This window comes from Candidatus Protofrankia datiscae (assembly GCF_000177615.2).
GTDB lineage: Bacteria > Actinomycetota > Actinomycetes > Frankiales > Frankiaceae > Protofrankia > Protofrankia coriariae.
The window spans coordinates 4,336,418-4,363,081 of the sequence record NC_015656.1 but is presented as its reverse complement, the minus strand read 5'-3'; the positions used below and the strand labels follow the sequence as shown (position 1 = coordinate 4,363,081).

Annotated in this window: 25 protein-coding genes and 1 pseudogene; 19 read left to right on the top strand and 7 right to left on the bottom strand. The window is 71.6% G+C overall.

Annotation, left to right across the window (positions count from 1 at the left end; translation table 11 throughout):
- Window positions 1-33 precede the first annotated feature (33 nt).
- On the bottom strand, window positions 34-1,959 hold the full coding sequence (locus FSYMDG_RS23435) for a serine/threonine-protein kinase (RefSeq protein ID WP_013874868.1): 1,926 nt from the start codon (window positions 1,957-1,959) through the stop codon (window positions 34-36).
- Between the two features lie 292 nt (window positions 1,960-2,251).
- On the opposite strand from FSYMDG_RS23435, the gene FSYMDG_RS18275 reads away from it, so the two are divergent.
- On the top strand, window positions 2,252-2,965 hold the full coding sequence (locus FSYMDG_RS18275) for a Crp/Fnr family transcriptional regulator (protein ID WP_131772806.1): 714 nt from the start codon (window positions 2,252-2,254) through the stop codon (window positions 2,963-2,965).
- Window positions 2,966-3,228: 263 nt separating this feature from the next.
- Here FSYMDG_RS18275 and FSYMDG_RS18270 read toward each other — a convergent pair whose 3' ends face one another.
- Window positions 3,229-3,996 carry an IclR family transcriptional regulator gene (locus tag FSYMDG_RS18270; RefSeq protein ID WP_013874866.1) on the bottom strand — a complete coding sequence of 256 codons (768 nt, stop codon included), beginning with the start codon at window positions 3,994-3,996 and terminating at the stop codon, window positions 3,229-3,231.
- A gap of 145 nt (window positions 3,997-4,141) precedes the next feature.
- On the opposite strand from FSYMDG_RS18270, the gene leuC reads away from it, so the two are divergent.
- From leuC to FSYMDG_RS18255, 3 genes are all read left to right on the top strand, one after another.
- Window positions 4,142-5,539, top strand: a complete 1,398-nt coding sequence (gene leuC, locus FSYMDG_RS18265; RefSeq protein WP_013874865.1) for a 3-isopropylmalate dehydratase large subunit — start codon at window positions 4,142-4,144, stop codon at window positions 5,537-5,539.
- 91 nt (window positions 5,540-5,630) lie between these two features.
- On the top strand, window positions 5,631-6,248 hold the full coding sequence (leuD, locus tag FSYMDG_RS18260; RefSeq protein ID WP_013874864.1) for a 3-isopropylmalate dehydratase small subunit: 618 nt from the start codon (window positions 5,631-5,633) through the stop codon (window positions 6,246-6,248).
- Between the two features lie 206 nt (window positions 6,249-6,454).
- Entirely contained in the window at window positions 6,455-6,751 is a 297-nt protein-coding gene (locus FSYMDG_RS18255; protein ID WP_013874863.1) for an HU family DNA-binding protein, read from the top strand.
- Window positions 6,752-7,007: 256 nt separating this feature from the next.
- Here the strand turns inward: FSYMDG_RS18255 and FSYMDG_RS18250 are convergent, their stop codons facing one another.
- Window positions 7,008-9,221: an RNA degradosome polyphosphate kinase gene (locus FSYMDG_RS18250; protein WP_043603972.1), complete on the bottom strand. Its 2,214-nt coding sequence runs from the start codon at window positions 9,219-9,221 to the stop codon at window positions 7,008-7,010.
- Window positions 9,222-9,545: 324 nt separating this feature from the next.
- Between FSYMDG_RS18250 and FSYMDG_RS18245 the strand changes: the two genes are divergently transcribed.
- Window positions 9,546-10,418 carry a transglutaminase family protein gene (locus tag FSYMDG_RS18245; protein WP_347176565.1) on the top strand — a complete coding sequence of 291 codons (873 nt, stop codon included), beginning with the start codon at window positions 9,546-9,548 and terminating at the stop codon, window positions 10,416-10,418.
- Window positions 10,419-10,460: 42 nt separating this feature from the next.
- Here the strand turns inward: FSYMDG_RS18245 and cofC are convergent, their stop codons facing one another.
- A complete protein-coding gene (gene cofC / locus FSYMDG_RS18240) occupies window positions 10,461-11,207 on the bottom strand; it encodes a 2-phospho-L-lactate guanylyltransferase (protein ID WP_013874860.1) in 747 nt (248 codons plus the stop codon).
- Window positions 11,208-11,695: 488 nt separating this feature from the next.
- On the opposite strand from cofC, the gene FSYMDG_RS18235 reads away from it, so the two are divergent.
- Both FSYMDG_RS18235 and FSYMDG_RS18230 read left to right on the top strand, forming a co-directional pair.
- Complete coding sequence (locus FSYMDG_RS18235; protein ID WP_013874859.1) at window positions 11,696-12,703, top strand: NAD(P)H-dependent glycerol-3-phosphate dehydrogenase; 1,008 nt, start codon at window positions 11,696-11,698, stop codon at window positions 12,701-12,703.
- A gap of 329 nt (window positions 12,704-13,032) precedes the next feature.
- Window positions 13,033-14,190, top strand: a complete 1,158-nt coding sequence (locus tag FSYMDG_RS18230) for a D-alanine--D-alanine ligase family protein (protein ID WP_013874858.1) — start codon at window positions 13,033-13,035, stop codon at window positions 14,188-14,190.
- A 62-nt stretch (window positions 14,191-14,252) separates the two neighbouring features.
- Here the strand turns inward: FSYMDG_RS18230 and FSYMDG_RS18225 are convergent, their stop codons facing one another.
- Together FSYMDG_RS18225 and FSYMDG_RS18220 are read right to left on the bottom strand one after the other, a co-directional pair.
- Window positions 14,253-14,714 (bottom strand): DUF3515 family protein, encoded by a 462-nt coding sequence (locus FSYMDG_RS18225; RefSeq protein WP_013874857.1) that lies wholly within the window; start codon window positions 14,712-14,714, stop codon window positions 14,253-14,255.
- Window positions 14,715-14,851: 137 nt separating this feature from the next.
- Window positions 14,852-15,085, bottom strand: coding sequence for an Lrp/AsnC family transcriptional regulator (locus tag FSYMDG_RS18220; protein WP_013874856.1), 234 nt, complete (start codon window positions 15,083-15,085; stop codon window positions 14,852-14,854).
- A gap of 78 nt (window positions 15,086-15,163) precedes the next feature.
- Between FSYMDG_RS18220 and FSYMDG_RS18215 the strand changes: the two genes are divergently transcribed.
- Both FSYMDG_RS18215 and thiD read left to right on the top strand, forming a co-directional pair.
- Window positions 15,164-16,150, top strand: a complete 987-nt coding sequence (locus FSYMDG_RS18215) for a thiamine-phosphate kinase (RefSeq protein WP_013874855.1) — start codon at window positions 15,164-15,166, stop codon at window positions 16,148-16,150.
- A 119-nt stretch (window positions 16,151-16,269) separates the two neighbouring features.
- Window positions 16,270-17,142, top strand: a complete 873-nt coding sequence (gene thiD, locus FSYMDG_RS18210) for a bifunctional hydroxymethylpyrimidine kinase/phosphomethylpyrimidine kinase (RefSeq protein WP_013874854.1) — start codon at window positions 16,270-16,272, stop codon at window positions 17,140-17,142.
- On the opposite strand, the gene rpmB is transcribed toward thiD, so the two are convergent.
- Window positions 17,129-17,317, bottom strand: coding sequence for a 50S ribosomal protein L28 (gene rpmB / locus FSYMDG_RS18205; protein WP_013874853.1), 189 nt, complete (start codon window positions 17,315-17,317; stop codon window positions 17,129-17,131). The genes thiD and rpmB overlap by 14 nt on opposite strands.
- A gap of 193 nt (window positions 17,318-17,510) precedes the next feature.
- Between rpmB and FSYMDG_RS18200 the strand changes: the two genes are divergently transcribed.
- The 10 genes and pseudogenes from FSYMDG_RS18200 (at window position 17,511) to mutM (ending at window position 26,664) form a co-directional block, all read left to right on the top strand.
- Window positions 17,511-20,000: an ATP-dependent DNA helicase RecG gene (locus FSYMDG_RS18200; protein WP_013874852.1), complete on the top strand. Its 2,490-nt coding sequence runs from the start codon at window positions 17,511-17,513 to the stop codon at window positions 19,998-20,000.
- A gap of 64 nt (window positions 20,001-20,064) precedes the next feature.
- A complete protein-coding gene (gene rsmD, locus FSYMDG_RS18195) occupies window positions 20,065-20,622 on the top strand; it encodes a 16S rRNA (guanine(966)-N(2))-methyltransferase RsmD (RefSeq protein ID WP_013874851.1) in 558 nt (185 codons plus the stop codon).
- Window positions 20,619-21,095, top strand: coding sequence for a pantetheine-phosphate adenylyltransferase (gene coaD, locus FSYMDG_RS18190; protein ID WP_013874850.1), 477 nt, complete (start codon window positions 20,619-20,621; stop codon window positions 21,093-21,095). The genes rsmD and coaD overlap by 4 nt, the downstream gene beginning before the upstream one ends.
- 101 nt (window positions 21,096-21,196) lie before the next feature.
- Complete coding sequence (locus FSYMDG_RS18185; RefSeq protein WP_013874849.1) at window positions 21,197-22,072, top strand: MEDS domain-containing protein; 876 nt, start codon at window positions 21,197-21,199, stop codon at window positions 22,070-22,072.
- A 149-nt stretch (window positions 22,073-22,221) separates the two neighbouring features.
- Window positions 22,222-22,587, top strand: a pseudogene (locus tag FSYMDG_RS18180) (ATP-binding protein); the annotation flags it as partial.
- 450 nt (window positions 22,588-23,037) lie between these two features.
- Window positions 23,038-23,652, top strand: coding sequence for a YceD family protein (locus FSYMDG_RS18175; RefSeq protein ID WP_013874846.1), 615 nt, complete (start codon window positions 23,038-23,040; stop codon window positions 23,650-23,652).
- On the top strand, window positions 23,652-23,822 hold the full coding sequence (gene rpmF / locus FSYMDG_RS24845) for a 50S ribosomal protein L32 (protein WP_013874845.1): 171 nt from the start codon (window positions 23,652-23,654) through the stop codon (window positions 23,820-23,822). The genes FSYMDG_RS18175 and rpmF overlap by 1 nt, the downstream gene beginning before the upstream one ends.
- A gap of 6 nt (window positions 23,823-23,828) precedes the next feature.
- Window positions 23,829-24,905, top strand: coding sequence for a fatty acid synthesis plsX protein (locus FSYMDG_RS18170; RefSeq protein WP_013874844.1), 1,077 nt, complete (start codon window positions 23,829-23,831; stop codon window positions 24,903-24,905).
- Entirely contained in the window at window positions 24,902-25,720 is an 819-nt protein-coding gene (rnc, locus tag FSYMDG_RS18165; RefSeq protein ID WP_013874843.1) for a ribonuclease III, read from the top strand. Before FSYMDG_RS18170 ends, rnc begins: the two co-directional genes overlap by 4 nt.
- Before the next feature lie 89 nt (window positions 25,721-25,809).
- Window positions 25,810-26,664 carry a bifunctional DNA-formamidopyrimidine glycosylase/DNA-(apurinic or apyrimidinic site) lyase gene (gene mutM / locus FSYMDG_RS18160; RefSeq protein ID WP_013874842.1) on the top strand — a complete coding sequence of 285 codons (855 nt, stop codon included), beginning with the start codon at window positions 25,810-25,812 and terminating at the stop codon, window positions 26,662-26,664.

The window sequence follows — 26,664 nt, the reverse complement described above, 5'->3', positions numbered from 1 at the left end:
ACGGCTGGCCGGTGTGACGGCCAGCCTGGGTGATCAGCAGTTGTTCGCCTGCAGCTTCAGGCTCACCGGCTTGCTTCTGCCGTAGCTGGTCCCCGGCGCGACCGACTGGGTGACGACGGCCCCGATCTGTTTCGAGTTCAGGCACTCGTACACGTAGGGGATGTTGGTGAAGCCGACCTTCTTGAGGGTCGCCGCGGCGTCGTCCAGCGTCATCCCGACGACGTTCGGCACGTTCGAGCAGTCGTTGGCCTGCAGGTACAGGCGTACCGCGGACGTTGTCGCGACCCGCGTGCCGGCCATCGGGTCCTGGCGCACCACATTGCCGACGTCGAGGGAACGGTAGCAGTCGTACACGTAGGGGATGTCGCTGAAGCCGGCCCGGCGCAGGATCGTGGAGGCGCGGCTGAGCAGCGTGCCGCGGACGTCCGGTACCACTGCCTGGGAATCCGGCGACGATGTCGGGGGCGGCGCGGAGCTCGAGGCAGCAGGCGGCTCGCCGCCAGTGCTGGTCGGCTCGCCGTCCGGTCCGGGGCCGGCCGGCGCCGTGGCGTCCGTGGGAGGCGGCGCGGCCGTCGGCACGGAAGCGACGGACACAACTGGTGACGGTCTGGTGGCGGCCGGACCGGCCGCAGCCGCGGTGTTCGGTACCGCTGCCGGGGCGGTGACCGGGGATGTCGTGCGGCCGCCCCGGTCACCGTCACCGCGACCGAGGCCGGCGGCCAGAGCCCACGACCCGGCGCCTACGAGCACGGCAGCCGCGACACCGGCCGCGACCAGGACACCGGCGCGGGCGGACCGCGTCCGCGGGTGTTCCCCCACCGGCGGCGACGACTGTGCGGCCAGCTGTGCCGCTGCCGACTGCCCCGGTGGTGGCTGCCCGACCGATGGCCGTGCCGCCGGTGGGACGGCCGGCCCGGCGACGGCGGTCCGGGTGTACTCCGACTCGTCCTTGTCCTCGTGCTCTTGGCCCGCCACGTACGCGGGGGATGCCGCCGTCGGTGAGAGCAGGGTCGCCGGGTCGTCGTCCTCGTCGGGCGGTTGCCGCGAGGCGACCACGACTGTCGCGTCGGGATCCGCCGGGGTCCCGCCGTCCGGCGGCCCAGCCGCCTCGAAGGCGTGGCCGTGCCGCTTCTTCCCGTCGGCCAGCGCGGCCCGCAGCTCCAGGCGGGCCGTCTCCGCCGTGGCGGGCCGCTCCGAGGGGTGTTTGGCCAGCAGGTGACACACGGCGTCCCACAGCGGTCCGTCGATCCCGTCGATCGGCGGTGGCGCCTCGAAGGCATGTGCCCGGATCATGGCGATCGGGTTCGGCGCGACGAACGGGGGCCGGCCTGCCAGCAGCTCGTAGAGGACGACACCAACCCCGTAGATGTCGGCGGCGGGGCTCGCCCGGGTGTGCTCGGCGAGTTCCGGCGCCATGTACATCGGCGTGCCGATCGCGACGCTAAGCCTGGTCATGGACGGGCTCTGGGTCAGCCGGGCGATGCCGAAGTCGGTCAGCATGGCCCGGGCCGGCCCGCCGCCGCTGGTGTCGACGAGAATGTTCGCCGGCTTGACGTCCCGGTGGACGACGCCGGTGGTGTGGACGACGGCCAGGGCCGAGAGCACCTGCCCGACGAGCCGGACCGCTTCGGCGGGCAGGAGCCGGCCGTGCGCGCGCAGGTAGCCGCGCAGGTCCGTCCCGTCCACGAGGTCCATCACGATCGCGAGGGTGCTGCCCTCGGCGACGATGTCGCGGACCTTCACCAGGTGCGGGTCGTCGAAGGCCAGCAGGACCCGGCGCTCGCGCAGGAAGCGGTCGACGATCTCCGGGTCGTCGGACACCTCGGGTCGCAGGATCTTGACCGCTACCAGCCCGTGGTCGCCGGTGCCGTCGTCGACCCGTTCGCCCCGCCAGACCTCGCCGCTGGCACCCCTCCCGAGCGGCTGGTGCAGGACGTAGCGGGAACCCAGCCTGCGCATCGCCGGTGCTCCCCCCTGTGCACGCATCAGCCGTGGTACATCCGGCCGGGATGCCCGGTCGGGACACCCGGCCAGACACCGTGGTACAGGCCCGGTGACCAGGACCTTATGACGGAAACGCCACTAGCGGGCAGGAGATGCTCGCGCAGTCCGTCGATCATTGCGGAAAGTGTGAGGATCATGGCGGTATGGTGTCGCGGCGCTGTACCGGTGGCCGCCTCCGTTTTTGTACCCGAGCAAAAAGGTACTCTGCGCCACCAGCTCTGTGACAGAAGGAAACACGTGACCGCAGGTGACACGGACGGGCGTGGGCATGCTCGGCGGTGAACGCGAACACGCCCAGATGAGCCCGCGGGACCGGCTCGCGCTCGAGGCGCTCGGGATGGTCCGACACTACGGGCAGGGCGACGTCCTGTTGCGGGAGGGCGACCGGGCCGACCTGGTGATGATCGTGCGGACCGGGCGCGTGAAGGTCGTGACCGTCGCCGAGAGCGGGTACGAGACCCTGCTCGCCCACCGCGGCCCCGGTGATCTCATCGGTGAGATGGCGGTCATCGACGGCGGGACCCGGTCGGCGTCGGTCGTGGCGGTGGAGTCCGCGCAGGTGGTCGTCGTGTCCGCCGAGGCGTTCCGGACGTTCGTGGCCACCCATCCCCAGGTCGTACGGGCCCTGGTCAGCTCGATCACCCGGCGGCTGCGGGAATCCGACCGGCGCCGGTCGGAACTGGGCGCGTACCCGACCGGCATCCGCCTCGCCCGGCACCTGCTCGAGCTCGCGCACCGGCACGGGGACAGGCATCCGGACGGCAGTATCGCGATCACACTGCGCGTGACACAGCGTGACCTTGCTGCCGCCATCGGATCGTCCCGGGAGTCCGTTGGCCGGGACCTGCGGACCTTCCGGTCGGACGGGCTGATCGCGAACAGGGGACGGACGCTCGTCGTCCTGAACGTTGCCGCGCTGCGAGCGTTCGCTTATGGCGAAAGCACGGGCCGTCAAATGTGACGAATGACGTCGTCGGGTCCACCTGCCGCCCACTACGACAGGTATGGGCGGGAACGCCTTCGTCCGAGGTGCTCACGAGCTGCCCACGAGGCGTGGACGTTCTCACCCCCGGTGACCCGACGAGGCCGGGTCACGCCGGCCGCGCCAGGTTGGGCGGAGCCAGCCCGCGGCGGGTACAGGGGGTCCGCCGCGGGTACTGGAAGGCCGCAAGCCGCTACCCCGCCTCGACGAGCGGGCCCAGGGCCACCGGTGGGACCGGCCGCTCAGCCGCTCAGCCGCTCAGCCGCGGCGGCGACGGCGGCCCCGTGACGCTGGCCGGGGGAGCGGGTGAGTCGTTCGACCGGGCCGGACAGGGACAGCGCCGCGACGACCCGACCGGTGGCGTCGCGTACCGGGGCCGACACCGACGCGAGCCCGGCCTCCCGCTCGCCGACGCTCTCGGCCCAGCCTCGCCGCCGCACCCGTTCCAGGGTGGACGCCCCGAAGACCGCGCCCGCCGGCGGTTCCGCCGCCCCCGCCGGCGCGCCCTCGGCCCTGCCCACGGTCCCGGTCGTGGGCAGGGCGCGGGCGTCCCGGCCCGGGAACGGGTCCGCGCCGAAGGCGAGCAGGACCTGCGCGCCGGAGCCGGCGGTCATCGGCAGCATGGTCCCGACCGGGACGGTGTCGCGCAGGCCGCTGGCCCGCTCGGCGGCGGCCACGCACACCCGCACGTCCCCGCGCCGTACGTAGAGCTGGGTGCTCTCCCCGGTGGTGTCCCGCAGGTGCGCGAGTACCGGCGCGGCGGCGGCCAGCAGGGCCCACGGCAGCGGTGCCGCGCCGCCGGCGGCCAGCCGCGGGCCGGGCACGAACCGGCCGCTGGGGTCGCGTCCGACCAGCCGGTGCACCTCGAGGGCGACGGCCAGGCGGTGGGCGGTCGCCCGGGTCAGCCCGGTACGGGCGACCAGGTCGCCCAGGGAGGCGGGGGAGGTCTCCACCGCGGTCAGCACAAGGGCCGCCTTGTCCAGCACACCGACTCCGCTAAGCTGTTCCACACATTGATACTGCCATCCCAAATAATGAGATGCACGGGGGCGTACGAAGTTTCGGATGGCCCGGGTCAGTGATCCGCACCGCATGTTCGTCACCCCGCCCGGCGCTGCCGGACGGGCCCGAGAAAGCCACCTGAAGGAGTGGGCCATGGGGCGCACACTCGCGAGGAAGGTCTGGGACGCCCACGTCGTCCGGCGTGCCGACAACGAACCCGACCTGCTCTACATCGACCTGCATCTCGTCCACGAGGTGACCAGCCCGCAGGCGTTCGAGGCGCTGCGGCTGGCCGGCCGGCCCGTCCGCCGCCCGGATCTGACCATCGCCACCGAGGACCACAACGTCCCGACCGCCGACACGTTGCTGCCGATCGCCGACCCGGTCTCAGCCGCCCAGGTCGAGGCCCTGCGCAAGAACTGCGCCGACTTCGGCGTCCGGCTGCACCCCATGAACGACCCCGGCCAGGGCATCGTCCACGTCGTGGGCCCGCAGCTGGGCCTGACCCAGCCGGGCATGACGATCGTCTGCGGTGACAGTCACACCTCCACCCACGGCGCGTTCGGCGCGCTCGCCTTCGGCATCGGCACCAGTCAGGTCGAGCATGTGCTGGCCACCCAGACGCTGCCGCAGCGCCCGCCGAAGACCATGGCCGTCACCGTGGACGGGGCGCTGCCGGCCGGCGTGACCGCCAAGGACCTGATTCTCGCGATCATCGCCCGGATCGGTACCGGCGGTGGCCAGGGCCACGTGATCGAATACCGGGGTGAGGCCATCCGGGCGCTGTCCATGGAAGGCCGCATGACGGTCTGCAACATGTCCATCGAGGCGGGCGCCCGCGCCGGCATGATCGTTCCGGACGAGGTGACCTTTGCCCACCTGCGGGGGCGCCCGCACGCCCCGGCCGGGGCCGCCTGGGACGAGGCGGTGGCCTACTGGCGCACCCTCGCCACCGACGACGACGCCACCTTCGACCGCGAGGTCGTCATCGACGCCGCCGAACTCAGCCCGTTCGTCACCTGGGGTACCAACCCGGGGCAGGGCGCGCCGCTGGCCGCCCGGGTCCCCGACCCGGCCGACTACGCCGATCCCGCACTGCGGGCCTCGGTCGAGCGGGCCCTGGCCTACATGGCGCTCACCCCGGGCACGCCGCTGCGTGACGTCGCCGTGGACACGGTGTTCATCGGCTCCTGCACCAACGGGCGCATCGAGGACCTGCGGGCCGCCGCCGAGGTCCTGCGCGGGCGGCGGGTCGCCGACGGGGTGCGCGTACTGGTCGTCCCGGGTTCGATGGTGGTGAAGGCCGATGCCGAGGCGGAAGGGCTCGACGAGGTCTTCCGCGCCGCCGGGGCGCAGTGGCGCAGCGCGGGCTGCTCGATGTGCCTCGGGATGAACCCGGACACCCTGCGCCCGGGGGAGCGCAGCGCGTCCACGTCCAACCGCAACTTCGAGGGACGCCAGGGGCCCGGCGGCCGCACCCACCTGGTGTCGCCGGCCGTCGCCGCGGCCACCGCCGTCACCGGGCGGCTGACCGCCCCGGCGGACCTCTGACCCCGCGGCCGGCCATCCTGGCCGGTCCTCGTGACCGGCAGCCCGGCCGGCCCCCGCGACACCTCACACCGACGAAGGGAGCGCACTCGCGATGGAGGCGTTCACCACCCACACCGGCCGGGCGGTGCCGCTGCGGCGCAGCGACGTCGACACCGACCAGATCATCCCCAGCGAGTGGCTGAAGCGGATCGAACGCACCGGCTTCGGTGCCGGGCTGTTCTCCGAGTGGCGGGCCGACCCCGCGTTCGTGCTGAACAACCCCGTCCACGCCGGTGCCACGATCCTGCTCGCCGGCCCGGACTTCGGTACCGGCTCGTCCCGTGAGCACGCTGTGTGGGCGCTGCAGGACTATGGGTTCAAGGCGGTGATCTCCGCCAGGTTTGCCGACATCTTCCGTGGTAACGCTCTCGGTAACGGGCTGTTGGCCGTCGCCCTGCCCGCCGCGACGGTCGAGGCGCTGACCAGCCAGGTCGAGGCCGACCCCAACATCGAGATCACCGTCGATCTGGGCGCTCGCGAGGTGCGCGCGCCCGGGCTCGTCGCGGCCTTCGACATCGACGACTTCACCCGCTGGCGGCTGCTGGAGGGCCTCGACGATGTGGGCCTGACACTGCGCCACCAGGACGCCGTCACCGCCTTCGAGGCTACCCGGCCCGGCTGGCTGCCCACCACCGTACCGGTCCCGGCAGGAGTCAGCGAAAAACATTGAATGTTACGAAACGTAGTCCATCGGCGGATCGCCGGCATCCTCCCGATGGCATCGGATGATCTAGAAGGGCCGCTGACGTGCATGTTTGTGTCGCGCGACACGCGCACGGGAATTGCCCTAACCGGTGGACATGCCTACGGTGCAGCGCAGTGTGATGCCCGATCTGCTCCCTACCCCGCGCCCGCGGGGGGCGTCCGGAGGTTGTTGTGAACAAGTCCCAGTTGGTTGATCGAATCGCTCAGCAGATCGAGGGCGGGCGGTCGAACGCGACCAAGGCCGTCGATGCCGTCTTCGACGCGATTCAGGAGGCCGTCTCCGCCGGTGAGAAGGTGACCATCACGGGGTTCGGTGTCTTCGAGCGCGTCGAGCGGGCGGCTCGTACCGGTCGTAACCCCGCGACGGGTGAGCCGGTGCACGTCGCCGCCTCGGTCGTGCCGAAGTTCCGGCCCGGTTCGGAATTCAAGGCCAGCGTCTCCGCCAGCGAGGATCCGCAGGACAACTGAGCACCAGGACCACCGGCCTCGGAGGTCCCGCGAAGTTGGCTCGGCACCACCGAAGGCTGTGTGATCATGGAGTGATTGCGCAGCTGGAGGCTGAGAAAGTTGGCACTGCCGAAGGCTGTGTGATCATGGAGTGATTGCGCAGCCGGAGGCTGAGAAAGTTGGCACCGCCGAAGGCTGTGCAAGTTGGCAGAGCCTCCGGTCGCGCGGTCATTCTGTGATCGCGCGACCGGAGGCTCCGGCGGGTTGTCCGCCGTGGTCAGGCGTGCGCCGCCCGCCGGGGCGGCACGCCCATCAGGTCGTTCTGGTAGTCCGACAGGGGCTGCCCGTCCGGGTCGATGGCCCGACGGTACCAGGTCCCGTCCGGCCGCAGAATCCAGGCTGCCACGCTGTCGGAGAAGGCGTGGTCGAGCATGGCCTTCAGCGGCCCCTGCTGGGACGGCTGCGCGACCCGTACCAGCGCCTCGATCCGGCGGTCGAGGTTGCGGTGCATCATGTCCGCGCTGCCGATCCAGCACTCCTGGATCGCGGTGAACTCCAGCACCCGGCTGTGCTCCAGGAAACGGCCCAGGATCGAGCGGACGTGCACCGTCTCCGACAGGCCTGGCACGCCCGGGCGCAGCGCGCAGATCCCGCGGACGAGGCACTGGACGGGCACGCCCTCGCGGGAGGCTCGGTACAGCGCGTCGATGACCTCTTCGTCGACGAGGCTGTTCACCTTGATCCGGACGCCGGACGGGTGGCCCCGGCGCGCCGCCTCGGTCTCCTGCTCGATGCGTTCGATGATCCCGTTCCGCATGAGCTGGGGGGCGACCAGCAGCGAGCGGTACTCGGTCTGGCGGCTGTACCCGGTCAGGACGTTGAACAGGTCGGTGAGGTCGGCGCCGATGTCGGGGTCGGCGGTGAGCAGACCGAGGTCCTCGTACAGGCGGGCGGTCTTCGGATTGTAGTTGCCCGTCCCGATGTGGCAGTAGCGCCGCAGCCCGCCGCGTTCCTGGCGGACCACCAGGCATGTCTTGCAGTGGGTCTTCAGCCCGATCAGCCCGTACACGACATGGCAGCCGGCCCGCTCCAGCTCACGGGCCCACCGGATGTTCGCGGTCTCGTCGAACCTGGCCTTGATCTCCACCAGGACGACGACCTGCTTGCCGGCCTCGGCGGCGGCGATCAGCGCGTCTACGATGGGGGAGTCACCCGAGGTCCGGTACAGCGTCTGTTTGATGGCCAGCACGTGTGGGTCGGCGGCGGCCTGTTCGATGAAGCGCTGCACCGAGGTGGTGAACGAGTCGTAGGGATGGTGGACGAGCACGTCGCCCTCGCGTAGCGCCGTGAAGAAGTCGACATGATCGTCGGAGGGCACCAGTCGCGGGTGGGTCCGCCGCACGTGCGGCCGGTCCTTGAGCTCCGGGCGGTCGAGTTCGTAGAGCGCCCACAGCACCGACAGGTCGAGCAGCCCGCGGACCCGGACCACCTCGCGATGGGTGACCTCAAGTTCGCGCATCAGCAGGTCGAGCAGGTTGTCGTCGACGTCGTCACCGACCTCGAGGCGGACGGCCGGGCCGAACCGCCGGCGGGCCAGTTCGCGTTCGAGGGCCTGGAGGAGGTCCTCGGCCTCGTCCTCCTCGACCTCCAGGTCGGCGTTGCGGGTCACCCGGAACAGGTGGGAGTCCACCACCTCCATGCCGGGGAAGAGCTGCGAGAGGTGGGCGGAGATGACTTCTTCCAGCGGGATGAAGCAGACCTCGTGGTCGTCGTCGCCCAGGTCGTGCGCGAGGTGGTGGCCGCCCACGCCCGCCGGGGGCTCCGGGATGACCCGGATCAGCCGGGGCACGTTCTGCGGGACCTTCACGCGGGCGAACCGGTCGCCATCCCCGCCGGGGTCACGTACAGTGACTGCAAGGTTGAGGGAGAGTCCGCTGATGTAGGGGAAGGGGTGCGCCGGGTCGACCGCGAGCGGGGTGAGGACGGGGAAGATCTGCTGGTGGAAGTAGTGGTGCAGCCGGTCCTTCTGCCCGTCGGTCAGGTCGTTCCACAACTGGATGGTGATGCCCGCCTCGGCCAGAGCGGGGATGACGGCGTCGGTGAAGCACCGCGAGTGACGCTCGCCGAGATCGGCCGCGGTACGGCTGATGAGGTCGAGCTGTTCGCGCGCGGTGAGGCCGTCGGCGGATAGCACCGCGAGCCGGGTCGCCTCCCGGCGCATCAGGCCCGCGACCCGGACCATGTAGAACTCGTCGAGGTTGCTGGCGAAGATTGCCAGGAACTTGGCGCGTTCAAGCAGCGGGACGCTCTCGTCCTCGGCGAGTGCCAGCACTCGCGCGTTGAAGTCCAGCCAGGACTTTTCCCGGTTGATGAACCGATCATTTGGAAGATCTGACGGTACCGGCGGCCGGGGTGCTTCCAGCGGTTCGAGCAGGGCGCTTCGCGGTTTGCGCTGCGGTTGCTCAGATCGGTTCACCACCAGCTCTGTCATGCCCTCGATGGTGCCAGTTCGTTGGGGACGAGGCAGCCGGGTGGGGCGATTAGGACCGGCGCAACTCGTCTGGGATGAGGCCTGGACGAACGCAATGTGTAACGCTCATGAAATGCGTTCGGGTGAATATCGTAGCGTGGGGGAAACATCCTGTGGCTCGGGGCCGGCGGACGCCGGAGCGTGGCGGTGACGACCGGGGCGGTACCGGCGCAGCCGGTGCGTGCGTAACAGGTGACACAGGCAGCTTTGTTGCGCACAGTGCCGGACGGTATGCTTTCCGCTAGTGAAATGGACGTCGATCCGGCGGACTCGGCGATCGTGTCAGTGACTTATCGTGTTCGGCAGCGGTTCGGTTACACCTATGACGGTCCGGCCTGGCAGCTGGCGCACCGCCTGGTCGTCGTCCCCCCGCGCCGGCATGGTGACCAGACGGTGTGCGCGTACCACCTCGCCGTGTCCGACCCGACGGCCACCGTCACCTGGGAGCGCACGGTCGACGGCTCCCAGGCAGCGCTGGTGCGGCTGGACACCGTGCCACGGCGGCTCGACTTCGACGCCACGGTCGTCCTCACCCGCACCGCCGGGGCCGGGCCGCCGACGCTGCCGGCGTCCGCGCTGACCGGCCGCAGGCTGCTCACACCCACCCCGCTGACGGCGCCCGACGCCACCATGATCGCGGCAGCTCGGGCGCTGGCCGTCCCCGACCCGCTCGAGACCGCGTTGCGGTGCTGCGCCTGGGTGCACCGCAGGATCGGGTACGCGGGCGGGAGCACCGACGTGACGACCACGGCCGCGCAGGCCCTCGCCGGGGGACGCGGGGTCTGCCAGGACCACGCGCACGTCATGCTGGCGCTGTGCCGGGCCGCGGGCGTGCCGGCACGGTACGTCTCCGGCCACATGATCGGTGAGAGCGCCTCACATGCCTGGGTAGAAGTGATCGTCCCCGCGGCCACGGGGACGATCGGCGGCGGGGCGTGCGCGGTCGCGCTCGACCCCTGTCACGACCGGCTGGTGGACCGGCGGTACGTGACCGTGGCCACCGGCCGGGACTACACCGAGGTGGCACCCACGTCCGGCTCCTATCGCGGGCCGGGCCGTGGCACCCTCACCACACGCCAGCGGGTGGACGTCATAGGAGCGGACCTTGTCGGGACGGGCACCGGCACCGCCGGGCCCGGGCCCGCGGCCATGGTCTGATCCCCGCCGCGAGCCGCGGCAGGGCCGGCTGCTGCCGGCCCGTTATCGCCGGGCCGGCAGCAGCCGCGGGCCGGCGGACAGGACCTGCCTGGTCCAGGGGCCGACGCCCAGGCTGACCGCCTCCCACAGGTGCTCGACCGTGTCCACGTCACGGCGCAGGCCACGGACGGACCCGCCGAGCGGCCCGGTCAGGTCCCGGGCGCCGGAGCGGATGTGTGCCGCGCGGCTCGCCGGCCCGAACCGGGGCGCCAGCGGTGTGCCGGCCGCGGCGGCGAGCAGGACGGTGCCGGTACCGTCCGCGTCCGCGACCAGGCCACGGCCGCCCGCCGGCACGGCCAGCAGAGCCGCGCGCAGGTGGGCCGGGCGCAGCGCGGGGATGTCGGCGGACAGGGCCGCGACACCGGCGTCCGGCCACCACCGCGCGGCCAGGGCCGCGCCGTGCGCCAGGGCCGCGTTCAGACCGGTGTCAGGCATGTCGGGGACGACGACGATCCGGCCGCCGGCTGCCGGGGTACCTCCGGTCAGTGCGGCGCCGTCGGTCGCTGGGGCGCCGTCGGTCGCTGGCCGCCCGGTGGGGCCCGGGCCCGACAGGGCGGCCATTCCGGCCCGGGCCACGCCGTCGTTCGTCACGATCATGACGGTTTCGACCGTGCCGCGGCCGACCGCGCTGGCCGCGGCCACCGCGTCCTGGGCCATCGCGAGCGCGAGGGCCGCCCGGTCCGGACGGGCGAGCCGGCTCTTGGCGGTTGCCAGCGGTTTGACCGGTACGACAACGACCCAACCGGTCATGTGGATGGCGGCTTCATGCGGGTGGCGGCTCCGGTGGCGCCGGTGTCACACACCGGCTCGTGTCCGCAGCGACTCTATGGCACGCCGACTCTATGGCACGCCGACTCTATGGCACGCCGGCTGTCGGCACGTGCCACCCGGGCCGTCCTGCCGCACCGGTTGGGACACGATCTGTGCGGACGCCGGTGCCTTCTCGACAGTCTTTGCGTGACTGAGCAAGACTCCTGCGACGTGAAGCGAGCTGAACGTGCCGGTGTCGGGGTGATGTCGACGGCGGCCGTCAGCGCGCCGTACCGGATGCGCGCACGGCCGGGCCGCCGCCGGCCGTGCCACGAGCGGCCGGGCGGGCGCCGGCCAGGTCACGCCCGATCCGGCAGCCTTCAGACCAGCAGCCTTCGGCCTGGTCGTCTTCGGTCCGGCGATCCGCGGCCGGTGGCCGGCCGTGGTGGATCCCCGGCCGCGCGGACCGCTGCCGGCAGGCGGTCCGGATGAGGCGGGCGGCTGTTCTCTGCGCCGGGTCCTGGGGGACCGTCTTCGCCAAGGTGCTCGCGGACGCCGGAGCCGGGGTCACGCTGCTGGCGCGCGAGCCTGACGTGGTCACGTCGATCAACCGCTGCCACACCAACCCCCGCTACCTGCCCGGCCTGACGCTGCCGGACCGACTTGACGCCACGCTCGAGGCCGCCGAGGCGCTGCGCGGGGCCGAGTTGGTCGTCATCGCCGTGCCGTCGCAGGTGCTGCGGGCCTGCCTGGCGCGGTGGGCCCCGCTGGTGGAGCCGTCCGCGGTGTACGTGAGCCTGATGAAGGGCATCGAGTTGGGCTCCCAGCTGCGGATGAGCGAGGTGATCCAGGAGGTCACCGGGGCGGCCCCGGAGCGGATCGCCGTGGTCAGCGGCCCGAACCTGGCCCGGGAGATCGCGGCCGAGCAGCCGGCCGCCACCGTCGTCGCCAGCGTCAGCGATCGGGTGGCCAGGGCGGTCCAGGCAGCCTGCTGGACGCCCTACCTCCGCCCGTACACGAACCCGGACGTGATCGGCTGTGAGCTCGCCGGCGCCGTCAAGAACGTGATCGCGCTGGCCGCCGGGATGGTCGAGGGCATGGGGTTCGGCACCAACACGATCGCCTCCCTGATCACCCGGGGGCTGGCCGAGACGACCCGGCTCGGTGTGGCGCTCGGCGCCGACCCGTTGACCTTCGCCGGGCTCGCCGGCATGGGCGATCTGGTGGCCACCTGCTCGTCTCCGCTGTCCCGCAACCGCACCTTCGGGGAGAAGCTCGGCCGGGGCGTGCCGCTCGCCCAGGCCAACGCCCAGCAGCACCAGGTCGCCGAGGGCGTCCGCTCCTGCCGTCCCGTCCTGGACCTGGCCCGCTCCCTGGACGTCCAGATGCCGATCACCGAGCAGGTGGAGCGGGTCATCCACGAGGGCCTGGCCCCGCTGGACGCGGTCAAGGAACTGATGAGCCGGGAGCCCGGCCCCGAGTACCGCGCCGGCTGACCACCCCCGGCCACCCCCGGCCATCCCCGGCCATCCCCGACCATCCCCGACCCCGCGCCACGGACACCGTCCACGAGCGGCTATCCGCCAAACGCGACCCCAAACCCCGGTCAGGCTCCCGTGATCGAAGGAATGAGTAAGGAAACGGCTGTTATGGCGACCGTTTGTTCCCTCGTTCTCATGATCCGACAATGGCCGGTCACATATTTCTTGTTGATTGTTTGTTTTTGGTTGATTTTGCGACGGTTTTGTGTTTCCTGAACGGTGCTTCAGGTGGACTCGCTGTGGGGTTCGGCGGGACGCGGCCGGGCATCGGTTAGGGTCCCGTCATGCCTGGCTCTCCGCCGCGCCGGACCCGGATCGCCGTCCTGTACGGCGGCCGCAGCACCGAGCACGCGATCTCCTGTGTCTCGGCTGGCAGCGTCCTGCGAGCCCTGGACCGGCGGCGTTATGACGTTGTCGCTGTCGGTATCACCCCCGATGGCCGATGGGTACTCGGCCCGGACGATCCGGACGCGCTCGCCGTCCGCGACGGCGTGCTGCCCGCGGTCGACGCCACCGCCAGGCCGGTGGTGCTGCCAGGTGACCCCACCGTGGGCGGCCTGATAGCGCTCGACGGGGTGGCGGTCTCGGCGGGCCCCGGCCCCGCCGACCGCGGTACCGCCGACCTTGGCGCCGTTGGCCTTGGCGCCGTCGACGTGGTGTTCCCGCTGCTGCACGGGCCGTTTGGTGAGGACGGCACCGTGCAGGGGCTGCTGGAGATGGCCGCCGTCCCCTACGTCGGCTCCGGGGTGTTCGCCAGCGCCGCGGCCATGGACAAGCAGTACATGAAGATCCTGCTCGCCGCCGCCGGGCTCGACATCGGCCCGTACACGGTGCTGCGCGCCGGGCAGGCCCTGAGCGGTGACGACCGCGAACGCCTCGGCCTGCCCGTGTTCGTCAAACCGGCCCGGGGCGGGTCGAGCATCGGCATCAGCCGGGTGGACGCCTGGGACGACCTGGCGACCGCGCTGAAGGCCGCCCGCGCCGTCGATCCGAAGGTGCTGGTCGAGGCCGCCGTCGTCGGCCGTGAGGTCGAGTGCGGCGTGCTCGGCAGCCTCGACGGCGGCGGGCCGGAGGCGAGCCTGCCCGCGGAGGTGACGGTGGCCTCGTCCGCGGGGTCCGCGGGCTTCTACGACTTCGAGGCCAAGTACCTTTCGGACGCGGCCCGCTTCGACGTCCCGGCGAACCTGCCCGCCGAGGTCACCGCCGCGGTCCGTCAGATCGCCGTGCGGGCGTTCGTCGCGCTGGACTGCGCGGGCCTCGCCCGGGTGGACGTGTTCGTCCGCCCGGACGGCTCGGTCGTCGTCAACGAGGTGAACACCATGCCGGGGTTCACCCCGACCTCGATGTTCCCGCGGATGTGGGCCGCCACCGGCCTGGACTATCCGCGGTTGGTGGACCGGTTGGTCGCGCTGGCGACCCGTCACGGCACGGGGCTGCACTGATCCCCGTCGCCTCCCTCTGTCGTATCCCTCCGTCGCCGCTGCCGCCTGCTGGCCGGCCGCGCTCAGGCCGTCGTCGACCGTGTCGCGTCGCGGACCAGCGCGGCGAGCGTGGCCAGCACGTCGAAGGCCTGGACGGACGCGGGGAGTAGCAGCACAACCCGCGGACGCCGAGTAGGCGTAGAGTAGCGGACGGTGTCACCGCGTTCCTCGGCGAACCAGCCGACGTCGTCGACCACCGCGAGCGTCACGTCAGGCCGGTAGCCGGGAGCGACCCCCGGCACGCCGCAGGAGAGCACCGTCGGCGGGGAGCCCCAGGCCGCGACGAACGGCGACGCCGGCTGGACCTCGCGACGCTCCAGGCCCGGCCCCAGGGAGGACGGCAGGGCGGCTCCGAGGGTGAGGCAGGCCGACCGCTGCTCCCCGGCCGGATCCGGAGCGCCGTTGACCGTAACCGGGCCAGGGGAGCCAGTACACGCGGTGAGCGGAATCACAATGGCGAGGGCCATGATCTGAGCGAGGAGCACGACCGGCCGCCCGGTCCGTCGCCCGACCGCTGGCCCCGGTGACCCGGCTGGCCGACAGGGCCGCGCGGCGGGTGACCGCCATGCCCGCACCCTGTCGTCCCGGCCGGTCATGACGGGGAACAGGCGCGCGCGAGGCGTCAGAAGTGCACCACCGGGCAGGTCAGCGTGCGGGTGATCCCGTCGACCGTCTGCACGCGCGACATGACGAGCTTTCCCAGCTCATCGACGCTGGCCGCCTCGGCACGTGCGATCACGTCGTAGGGGCCGGTGACGTCCTCCGCCTGGGTGACACCGGGGATCTGTTCGATCTCCTTGGCCACCGATGAGGACTTTCCGACCTCGGTCTGGATGAGGATGTACGCGTGGACCACAGAGGCTCCCTTGTCGGACGTCGACAACCCGTGCCGCAGAACAACGGGCCGACAGAAGGTAACAGGCAATCGGCTCCGGTGAGAGTGTCTGAGGTAGGGGAATTTGGTCTGATCGCCCGGGTGGCGGCCAGACTGGGCGCACCGGCGCCGCCAGCGGGTCCTGGTGACGACGCCGCGGTGGTCCCGACACCCTCCGGTTATGTGATTGCTACCACAGATCTGCTCGTGGAAGGGCGGCACTTCCGGTTTGACTGGTCCTCCCCATATGACGTCGGACGTAAAGCTGCCGCGCAGAGCCTCGCCGACGTGGCGGCCATGGGAGCCGTCCCGACCGCTCTGCTGGTCGGCCTGGCCTGCCCGCCGTCCACCCCGGTCGAGCTTGCCGAGGGCCTGGCCGACGGCCTGCGCGACGAGTGCGCCGAGGTGGGCGCGGTCGTCGTCGGCGGTGACACGGTCAGCGCGACCGAGGTCTGCCTGGCCGTGACCGCGCTCGGGGACCCACGGGGTGCCGCCCCGCTGACCCGCTCGGGAGCGCGCCCGGGGGAGTCGGTCGTCCTCGCCGGCACGGTGGGCCGCTCCGCCGCGGGGCTGGAGCTGCTGCTCGCGGGCGTGCGGGAGGGGCCCCTGGTCGACGCCCACCGCAGGCCGACGCCGCCGTACGGGGCCGGGCCGGTCCTGGCCAGGGCCGGCGCGACCGCGCTACTCGACGTCAGCGACGGGCTGCTCGCCGATCTCGGGCATGTGGCGGCCGCCTCCGGCGTCGTGCTGGAGGTGGACGCCGACGCGCTGCGGGCGGCCGTCCCCGGCGTGGACGTCCGGCATCTGCTGACCGGCGGCGAGGATCACGGGCTGGTCGGGACGCTGCCGGCGGGCGTCGCCCCGCCGTCCGGGGTCACCGTGATTGGCCGTGTGCTGGCCGCCGACCCGGCCGCAGGCGGGCCAGGCGTGCGGGTCGTGGGCGGCAACGTCCCGCCGGACCTGCGCGGCGGCCCGCTCCGGCCACCGGGGCTGCCCGGCCCGACGGCCGCCGCGCCGGGCGGCTGGGACCACTTCCGCGCGCCCTGAGCCGTGACGTCGAAAACCTGGATCCGCGAGGGACGAGAACCACGTCACCGCCCCACTCGCGCCCCCGTGCCGCCCGCCTACCAGCCGGGCGGCGCGGGGCGGGTGGGCAGCGGTCTAGCGTGGGGACCGTGGTCTCTTTCGGTTCCGCTCCCGGCCCGGTCGCGCGTCTGCCGCCGGCTCGGGTGTTGGCGATCGCGGGGTCGGACTCCGGCGGGGGCGCTGGTATCCAGGCTGATCTGAAGACCGCACTGGCCTTCGGGGTCCACGGGATGAGCGCGCTGACCGCGGTGACGGCTCAGAACTCCCTGGGTGTGCACGGGGTGTGGGAGCTGCCGCCGGAGGCCGTGGTGGCGCAGATCCGCGCGGTCGTGGCCGACATCGGGGTGGACGCGGTCAAGACCGGGATGCTGTCGTCACCGCCGATCGTCGCCGCGGTCGCGGGCGAGCTGGCCGGGGTCGGCGTCCCGGTCGTCGTTGATCCCGTAGGGGTGTCCAAACACGGGGATCCGCTGCTCGCGCCCGAGGCGGTGGAGACCGTGCGCACCCGGTTGCTGCCGGTGGCGACGGTGGCAACCCCGAACCTCGACGAGGTCCGGCTGCTCACCGGCATCGACGTGCGGACCGAGGCGGACCTGCCGGCCGCCGCGCGCGCCGTGCTCGACCTCGGGCCACGCTGGGTGCTGGTCAAGGGCGGGCACCTGCCCGGCGACGCCGTGGACCTGCTCACCGACGGCCAGCACAGCGTCATGCTCCGGGCGCCCAGGCACGACAACCGGCACACCCACGGGACCGGCTGCACGCTCGCGTCCGCGATCGCGTCGCTGCTGGCCCGCGGGGCGGACGTCCCCGATGCCGTACGTGCGGCAAAGGACTACGTCACCGGCGCGGTGGGAGCGGGTTTTCCGCTCGGCGCGGGCATCGGCCCCGTCGACCACGCCTGGCAGCGGCGACAGCCGCCACACCTGGCTACGCGGCCTGCTACGCGCGGGTGACCTTGCCGGCCTTGATGCAGGAGGTGCAGACGTTCAGGCGCTTCGGCGTCTTGCCGACGAGCGCGTGCACGGTCTGGATGTTGGGGTTCCAGCGCCGCCGGGTGCGCCGGTGGGAGTGGGAGACCGACATACCGAAGCCCGGCCCCTTGCCGCAGACGTCGCACACCGAAGACACGAGACACTCCGCCAGAGAATAGTAATGATCATGCCGCGTTCGCGGCGGTCATCCGAGGCTACCTCACGCCGCGCCGCCACCGGACACCGCCAGCCCGTGAGACGCCCGCAAGGAGCGCCCACGAAAGCGCGTGGGCGGGCCGAACGCGTGGGGCGGATCGAAGCTGTCGGTGCCGTCGGGCAGGATCGTTGGTGTGGTCGACCAGCAGACACGGCTGCGGGACGTGGTGGGTGCGCGGACCGCCACGGCGCTCGCCGGCGCCCTGGAGTTGGAGACGGTCGGTGACCTGCTCGCCCATCTGCCAAGGCGCTACCAGGAGCGGGGGGAACTGACCGATCTCGGTGACCTCACCGTCGGTGAGGCGGTCACCATCCAGGCGCGGGTCACCAGCGCCAAGCGGCGCCCGCTGCGGGGACGCGGGCGGGAGATGCTGATCGTCACTGTCAGCGACGGCCAGCACAGCCTCGCCCTGACGTTCTTCAACCAGCCGTGGCGGTCGCGGGACCTGCGGCCGGGGGTGACCGCGCTGTTCGCCGGGAAGGTCGAGGTGTTCAACCAGCGGCGGCAGATGACCAACCCCGAGGTGCAGCTGCTCGACGACACGATCCCGGGGTTCTCCGACGGCCCGGGGGAGGTCGAGCTTCCCGGGATCACCGAGTCGGCGAGCGGGCAGCTCCCGGCTTACGCGGGCACGGCCCATAACGGAACAGTTTCCGCCGGTAGCGGCTCCCCGGGTACCGGTCCCACAGGTACCGGTCCCACAGGTACCGGTCCCACAGGTACCGGCGGGGACGGCCCAGTCGGGGACGTCGAGGGTTTCGCGGGCGGCCTGTTGCCCATCTACCCGACCGCGGCGAAGATCCCGAGCTGGGCGATCGCCAAGTGCGTGCGGATCGTCCTGGACCTGCTGACCGAGCTCGACGACCCGCTGCCAGCCGCCGTCCGCGCCCGCTACCGGCTGGTGAGCCGGCTGGAGGCCTACCGGCTGGTCCACCAGCCGTCGTCCTGGGCGGACGTCGGCCGCGGCCGGACCAGGCTGAAATGGGACGAGGCACTCGTCCTGCAGGTCGCGCTGGCACAGCGCCGGCACGACGTCGAGAAGATCGCGGCGACGCCGCGGCATCCCCGTCCCGACGGTCTGCTCGCGGCCTTCGACGCGTCCCTGCCCTTCCCGCTCACCGCCGGGCAGCGCGCCGTGGGCGACACGATCGCGGCGGAGCTCGCCCGGTCCTTCCCGATGCACCGGCTGTTGCAGGGCGAGGTCGGGTCCGGCAAGACGGTGGTGGCGCTGCGCGCGATGCTCGCCGCGGTGGACGCCGGCGGGCAGGCGGTGCTGCTCGCGCCCACCGAGACGCTCGCGGCCCAGCACCTGCGCAGCCTGCGCGCGCTGCTCGGCCCGCTGGGACGGGCCGGGGAGCTCGACGCCGCCGCCGAGGCCACCCGGGCCGTGCTGGTGACGGGCTCGCTGGGCGCGAAGGCGCGGCGGGAGGCGCTCACCGCTGTCGCGGACGGCAGCGCGGGCCTCGTCGTCGGCACGCACGCCCTGCTCGAGGAGTCGGTGGTGTTTCGCGATCTCGCTCTCGTGGTCGTCGACGAGCAGCACCGCTTCGGAGTGGAGCAGCGGGACGCGCTGCGCTCCCGGTCCGACCGGCCGCCGCACCTGCTGGTGATGACCGCCACCCCGATCCCGCGGACGGTCGCGATGACCGTCTTCGGCGACCTGGAGGTGTCGACGCTCACCGAGCTGCCGGCCGGCCGTTCGCCGATCTCCACGTTCGTCGTGCCCGCGACGGCCCCGAAGTGGGCCAACCGGGTGTGGGGCCGGATCCGCGACGAGGTCGCCGCGGGCCGGCAGGCCTATGTCGTCTGCCCGCGCATCGGTGGGGACACCAGCGACGCCGACGACGTCCCCGGGGCCGGCGGCCCCGTGGCCGACGACGTGGCCGACGACGTGGCCGACGACGTGGCCGACGACGTGGCCGACGACGTGGCCGGCCCGGCGGACGGCCCGGTGGACGGGGTGCGGCCGGACGACATCGCGTCGCGGGACGCGTCGGCGGCTGCCCGCCGGCCGGGCGCGGGCGTTCTCGACGTGCTGCCCGAGCTGCGGGCGGGCGAGCTCGCCGGGCTGCGGGTCGAGGCACTGCACGGCCGGCTGCCCCCGGACGAGAAGGAAGAGACCATGACCAGGTTCGCCGCGGGGGAGCTGGACGTCCTCGTGGCCACCACGGTGATCGAGGTCGGGGTCGACGTGCCGAACGCGACCGTGATGGTCGTGATGGACGCCGACCGTTTCGGTGTCTCCCAGCTGCACCAGCTGCGCGGCCGGGTCGGTCGCGGCAGCGCGCCCGGATGGTGCCTGCTGTATACCGACGTGGAGGAGGGCTCGCCCGCCTGGGAGCGGCTGGCCGCGGTGGCGGCCACCTCCGACGGGGCCGAGCTCGCCCGTCTCGACCTTGCGCAGCGACGCGAGGGCGACGTGCTGGGGGCGGCCCAGTCCGGCGGCCGGCGTTCCCTGCGCCTGCTGGAACTGCTCAGGGACGAGGAGCTGATCCGCTGCGCGCGGGGCGAGGCGAGCGTTCTCGTCGACGCCGACCCGCAGCTGTCGGCGCATCCGGTCCTGGCCGCGGCGCTCGCCGCCACCCTCGACGAGACCGCCGCCGCCTATCTGGAAAAGGGATGACCGGCGCGCACAGCCACCAGAAATCCGAAGAAAAACAAAGAAAACGACGAGACGAAGACGGGAAATGGCCAGGATCATCGGTGGGATTGCGCGTGGGTGCCCTATTCGGGTGCCACCGGGGGGCGGGACCCGTCCGACTTCCGACCGGGCGCGGGAGGGGCTGTTCAACACGCTCGCCTCACTGGTCGAGCTGCGCGGCGCGCGGTTCGCCGATCTCTACGCCGGCAGTGGGGCGGTCGGGCTCGAGGCGTTGTCGCGCGGGGCGTCCCACGTCCTGTTCGTCGACCGGTCGGCGGCGGCGGTCCGCACCCTGCGCGCGAATGCGGCGGCGCTCGGGTTCACCGGTGTGGAGATCCTTTTCCGGTCCGTCCAACGTGTGGTGGAAATCATGCCGGAGCGCGCGTTCGACGTGGTGTTCCTGGATCCTCCGTACGCGCTGTCGGACAGTGCGTTGACCAGCGTGCTCGCCGGGCTGATCGCTGGTGCCTGGCTGCAGCCGGACGGGGTGTGTGTCGTGGAGCGCTCGCGCCGCGGCGGCCCGCCGGTCTGGCCGGACGGGATCATTACTATTCGCAATCGCGCGTATGGTGAGGGGGTGCTCTGGTACGGTTCCGGATCATGAGAAGGGCTGCCTGTCCAGGTTCGTTCGACCCGATCACCAATGGTCATCTGGATATCATCGTCCGCGCCAGTCGGCTCTTCGACGAGGTCGTCGTAGCCGTGCTCATCAACAAGAACAAGGCCAATCTTTTCACCGTGGAGGAGCGGATAGAGCTGATACGTGAGGTGACCCGGGACCATTCCAACGTGGTGGTCGAGTCGTCCCACGGTCTGCTCGTCGACTTCTGCCGGGCCCGCGGCATTCAGGCCATCGTCAAGGGCCTGCGCGCGGTCAGCGACTTCGACTACGAGTTGCAGATGGCGCAGATGAACCATTCGCTCGCGGGTGTAGAAACCCTCTTTATGAGTACAAATCCACAGTATGCGTTTCTGTCGTCCAGCCTGGTCAAGGAGGTCGCCACCTACGGTGGGGACGTGTCCGGGCTGGTCCCCGACGTGGTGCTCAAACAGTTGCGCGAACGTCTCGCCCGCTGAAGCGCCGCCCGGGGCCGCGCCCGCGTGGCCCCGGGCCCATTTTGACAAGCGTCATCGGACCGTGAATCCTTAAACCAGTTGACGTCATAGCTGTACGTGGGGTGTCTACGCAGGGTGTTGATGCTGGTTCGCGCCGGGCCGTATCCGTAGGACGGATAGGGCTTGGCGATCACGCATGCCTGAGCTTCGTCGACGACGACGCGTGCTGGAGCGTGCTGGCCGCCTACAGTCAGTGGGGGCTCGCCAAAGGTGAGAAGGTGCTGGTCGTCGCCGACCCCGACCTCTCGAAAGGCGAGATCTTCGCTCGGCTGGACTCCTGTGGTCCGCCGGTGGAGCCGGCATGGGAGCGCGGCCAACTGAACATCGAGAGCACCGAAGCGATGTATCTGCCGCCTGGCCGGTTCTCCGTCGAGGGCCAGATCCAGCGGTACCGGGAGCAGATCGAGCTGTCGTACCGGCAGGAGTACCCGGGATTCCGAGCCTGCGCCGACATGGCCTGGGCGCTGGATCCTGACATGGATCTCGACCAGCTCGTCACCTATGAACATGAGCTCAAGGTCTTGTTCACCGATCCGCGGTGCAGTGTGATCTGCTGCTACGACCGGAAGCGTTTCAGCAGGGAACTGCTGGACCGCATGGACGGCGTCCACCCCATGACGGTGCTCGAAGGTATTGGATCCCTGGATATTGCGTATACCGACTCCGGCCTGAGACTGGCCGGAGAAGTTGATCTATCTACCCGCGAGCGGTTCATCGATGGCCTTGAGCAGGCGTTCGCCCGGTTCGGGAACCGCCTGCTCCTGGACCTGACAGATCTTTCCTTCCTGGACGCCCATGGCGCCGGGGCGATCATCAGGCTGGCGGCCGGAATGCCGCCGGGCGGACGGCTGGAGATCCGTTGTAGTACCCGTCAGGCATACGTACTACGTATCCTCGGCACGGAATCGATCCCGTGGATGGTCCTGACCAAGGTGTGATGTGATCCGCGAATGCCAGTAGCAGAACGATCATTCCGAATCGGAACGTGTGCCCACGGTTGTTCCGGCGGCGGCTGTCGGGTCAGGCGACCATGGATGCGGCCTATGCCACGCCGGTGACCCCCCACCCCCACGCCCCGACCGTGGAGCAACTCGCCACCTGGGTGCTGCCCCTCGACCCCGCCGTTGTCGCCGCGGTCCGTGCCGGGGTTTCCCGGCAGTTGTGCGCATGGGGATTGGAAGAAGCGGTGTTCACCACCGAACTGCTGGTCAGCGAGCTGGTCACCAACGCGATCTGCCACGGTGCCGCTCCCATCACGTTGCGCCTGGTCCGGGGGCGCGTCCTCATCTGTGAGGTCTCCGACGGCGGCTGCGGCTCTCCCCGTCCGCGCCGGGTCCGTGGCTGCGACGAGGGCGGGCGGGGCCTGTTCCTCGTCGCCCAGCTCTGTCAGAGCTGGGGCGTTCGTCATACCTCCACCGGCAAGACCGTCTGGACCGAGCAACCCCTACCGTGAATGGCTGGTATCACTCGCGGTGAGTCAGGGCGTATGACCGTGGTCCACCACCGGCCATGGCCTACCGCTTACTGCGGATCTCCATATGTCTCCCTGAGGCGGCCATTGCGATGGTTCGTGACGCGGGGGCGGACGACGGGCGCGGGTCGTCCGGATGCCTGGGCGCGCCGGTCCCGGTCATTGATGTGGCGGTCGGGGACCGTCCGCTGGCTGGAGACCCGAGGCCGGCGGGCGTGCCGCGGTCGGTCCCCCGGCCCGTCCCGAGGTGACGGTGAGCGGATTTGGCGAGACGATCGGATAGGGTGGTCTCCGGTGCCTGGATTCCCGGGCGCCGAACCCACCGACCGACGAGCCACAGATCATGACCGCGTTATCGTCACGCGGTCGGCCATCTGCGACACCCGAGAGTTGTGAATCCGGTACTCCGTGGCAACGACAGGCACCTCCTCCATGACTGCGCCGTCATTCCGCCGCCGGGCCCCTCGGGGTCCGCTCGTGCTCGACATCCGTGAGCTGGGCCGCCGAGCGGGTTCGATGAAGCGTGTCGTGACGCAGGTGCCCGCGCCGGCGGAGCTGGGCACCGAGATGCTCCACGTCCTGTCGGGCGCGCCCATCGACCTGGATCTGCGCCTGGAAGCCGTGATGGAGGGCGTGCTGGTCAGCGGCACGGCGTTCACACCGCTGACCGGTGAGTGCGCGCGCTGCCTCGACCCGATCGAGGACGACGCCACGGTCGACATCCGCGAGCTGTTCTACTACCCGGACCGGGCCCCCGACGACCCCGAGGACGACTCCTTCCAGGTCGTGAACGACCATCTCGATCTCGAGCCGGCGCTGCGCGACGCGCTGGTGCTCAGCCTGCCGCTGTCCCCCTGCTGCCGGCCGGACTGCGCCGGCCTGTGCGCCGACTGCGGGGGCCGGCTGGACGACCCCGACGTCGACCATGCGCACGCCCGTGCCGATCCCCGGTGGGCGGCGCTGCCGTCACTGATCGAGAACCTGTCACCGAACGAGAACACCAACACAGCGAGCAACACCAACGCAGAGAGCAAGGAGAAGGACTAGTGGCCGTCCCGAAGCGCCGGACCTCGCGCAGCAACACCCGTTCCCGGCGGGCACAGTGGAAGACGCAGGCCCCGGCCCTCACGAAGTGCCCCCGCGGCCACGTGACCCGTCCGCACACGGTCTGCCCGACGTGCGGTCGTTACAACGATCGACAGGTCCTCGACGTCTAAGTTGATGTGACACACGTCGCGGTCGATCTGCTGGGTGGTGACGGCGCGCCGGATGCGGTCGTCGACGGCATCGGCAGCGCGCTGGACGCCGACGAGTCGCTGGTGGTCAGCGTCGTCGGTCCGTCCGCGGTTGCTGAACGGCTGTCGGCCGAGCGCGGGCTCACCGTCGGTGGCCGGTTACGGCTGGCCGAAGCGCCCCATCTGATCGGTCCTGGCCAGGACGCGGCCCGTGAGGTCCGCTCGAGGCGGGATGCCACGGTCCGTGTCGCGACCCGGCTGATCAGAGATGGTGTGGCGGACGCGGTCGTCTCCGCCGGTCCGCCCGAAGCGCTCGTGGCCGCCGCCTCGTTCACTCTTGGGCCGGTGCCGGGGGCGACCCGGCCGGCTCTCGCCGTGCTGCTCGGCTCCCGGTCGCGCCCGACGGTCCTGCTGGACGCGGGCGCGGCCCCCGGCAGCGGTACCGGGGCAGACCAGCTCGTCCAGCATGCGATCGTCGGCGCGGCCTACGCGACGGCCTGTCTGGGCGTGGCACGTCCCAGGGTCGGCCGGCTGGTGGCGGGGCCAGTCCGTCGCCCCGGAGCACGCTTTGGCGCCGGTGGACCGGGTACCGGTCGGCCAGGCGCCGATGGACCGTATGCCGGGGGCCTGGACGTCAGCGCGCCCGACGGGTCTGGCGAGTTCGGTGACTTCCTCGCCGGGCTGGAGCTCGACGTCGTCGGCGCTGTCGACGCCACCACGGTGGCGGCCGGCGGGCAGGTCGACGTCGTGGTCTGCGACGGTTCGACCGGGGCTGTTGTGGTCTCGTGGTTGCGGGCGGTGGCGGAGTCTGTCGACCAGCCACCACCGGCGCTGTCGGGGTGGTATCCGCAGGAGGGAGCATTCGTGGTTGGCGTCGACGGGATCGTGATCGTCGCGGGCGGCGGGCCTGGTTCCGGTGCGGCCGGTTCAGGCGTCGCGGAAGCGATCGCGCGGGCAGTCGCGCAGGCATCCGTCGCGGACCGCTCCGGATGGGTGCCGCGCCAACGGGCGGCCCTGGCCGGTCTCGTCACCCGCCGTCGCAGCCGAGCCGGGTTGCCGTCATGACCCGCGGCCTGCCTCCGCCGGTGCCCCGGGACGGCCTGCGGGCCGCGCTCGGCGTGCCCGTCGACGTCGACCTGCTGGAGCTGGCGCTCACGCACCGCTCGTACGCCTACGAGCAGGGTGGCCTGCCGACCAACGAGAGGCTGGAGTTCCTCGGGGACTCGGTGCTCAGCCTGGTCGTCACCGACGCCCTGTTCAACCGTCATCCCGACCTGCCCGAGGGGCAGTTGGCCAAGCAGCGCGCGTCCGTGGTCAACATGCGGGCCCTGGCCGAGGTCGCCCGCACGCTGGGGGAGAAGGGCATCGGCCCCTACCTGCTGCTCGGCCGCGGCGAGGAGACCACCGGCGGGCGGGACAAGGCCAGCATCCTCGCGGACACCCTGGAGGCGCTGATCGGCGCGGTCTACCTGTCGTCCGGTCTGGGGAGCGCCTCCGAGTTCGTCCACCGGCTGTTCGACCCGTTGCTCGACGTCGCCGCCGGCCGGGGCGCCGGGCTGGACTGGAAGACGTCGTTGCAGGAGCGCACCGCCAGCCTGCTGCTCGGCCCCCCCGAGTACGAGGTGGACGAGTTCGGGCCGGACCACGCCAAACGGTTCACCGCCCGGGCCGTGGTGGCCGGCCGGGTGCTCGGTCACGGCGACGGGGGCAGCAAGAAGGAGGCTGAGCAGCGGGCCGCAGCCGCCGCGTTCCAGGCGCTGGAGGACGAGGCGGAAGCTCCCGGCCAGGCGGTATCCGATGCCGTCGGCGCCACCGCTGACTCTGTGGCAGAGACCACCCATGGCCATTCCGAGGCGGCCGTGGGCACGGGCAACGGCTGACCGCCACCCACGTTGTCCGACGTCCTTCTGATGCCCGAGTCCGATGCCTGAGCGCCCTGATCCCCGAACAGCTGATCCCCGAATGCCCGATGCCTGAGCTGCCCGAAGTCGAGGTGGTCCGCCGCGGCCTTGAGCGGACGCTGCCCGGCAGGACGATCGCCACGGTGGCGGTCGCCCATCCCCGGGCGGTCCGGCGGCATGCCGCCGGCGCCGCCGACTTCGCCGCGGTGCTCACCGGCCGCACGATCGAGGCCGCCTGCCGCCGGGGCAAGTACCTGTGGCTCGCCCTCGACAGCGGGGCTGCGCTGCTGGGCCATCTCGGGATGAGCGGCCAGCTCCTGGTGGTCGCCACGGAGAAGCCCGACGAGACGCACCTGCGGGTGCGTTTCACCTTCTCCGACGCCGGCCGGGAGCTGCGGTTCGTCGACCAGCGCACCTTCGGGGGACTGGCGGTCGTCCCGGCAGACGCGGGCGTGCCCGCGCCGATCGCGCACATCGCCCGGGACCCCCTCGACCCGGGCTTCTCCGACGCCGGCTTCGTCGCGGCCGTGCGCCGCCGCCGGACCGGGATCAAACGGGCGTTGCTCGACCAGACCCTCGTCAGCGGGATTGGTAACATCTATGCGGACGAATCACTGTGGCGAGCGGGTCTGCACTACGCGCGTCCGACCGGGACGTTGACCCGCGGCGAACTCAACCGGTTACTTCAGTCGGTGCGCGAGGTGCTGCTCGAGGCCCTACATGCCGGTGGCACCTCTTTCGACGCGCTCTACGTGTCGGTCAACGGTGAGAGCGGGTTGTTCGACCGTTCGCTCGCGGTCTACGGGCGGGCGGGCCTGCCCTGCACGCGGTGCGAAACCCCGATCCGCCGGGACGCCTTCATGAACCGGTCCAGTTTCACCTGTCCGCGCTGCCAGCCACGCCCGCGAAAGGCGCACTGGTAG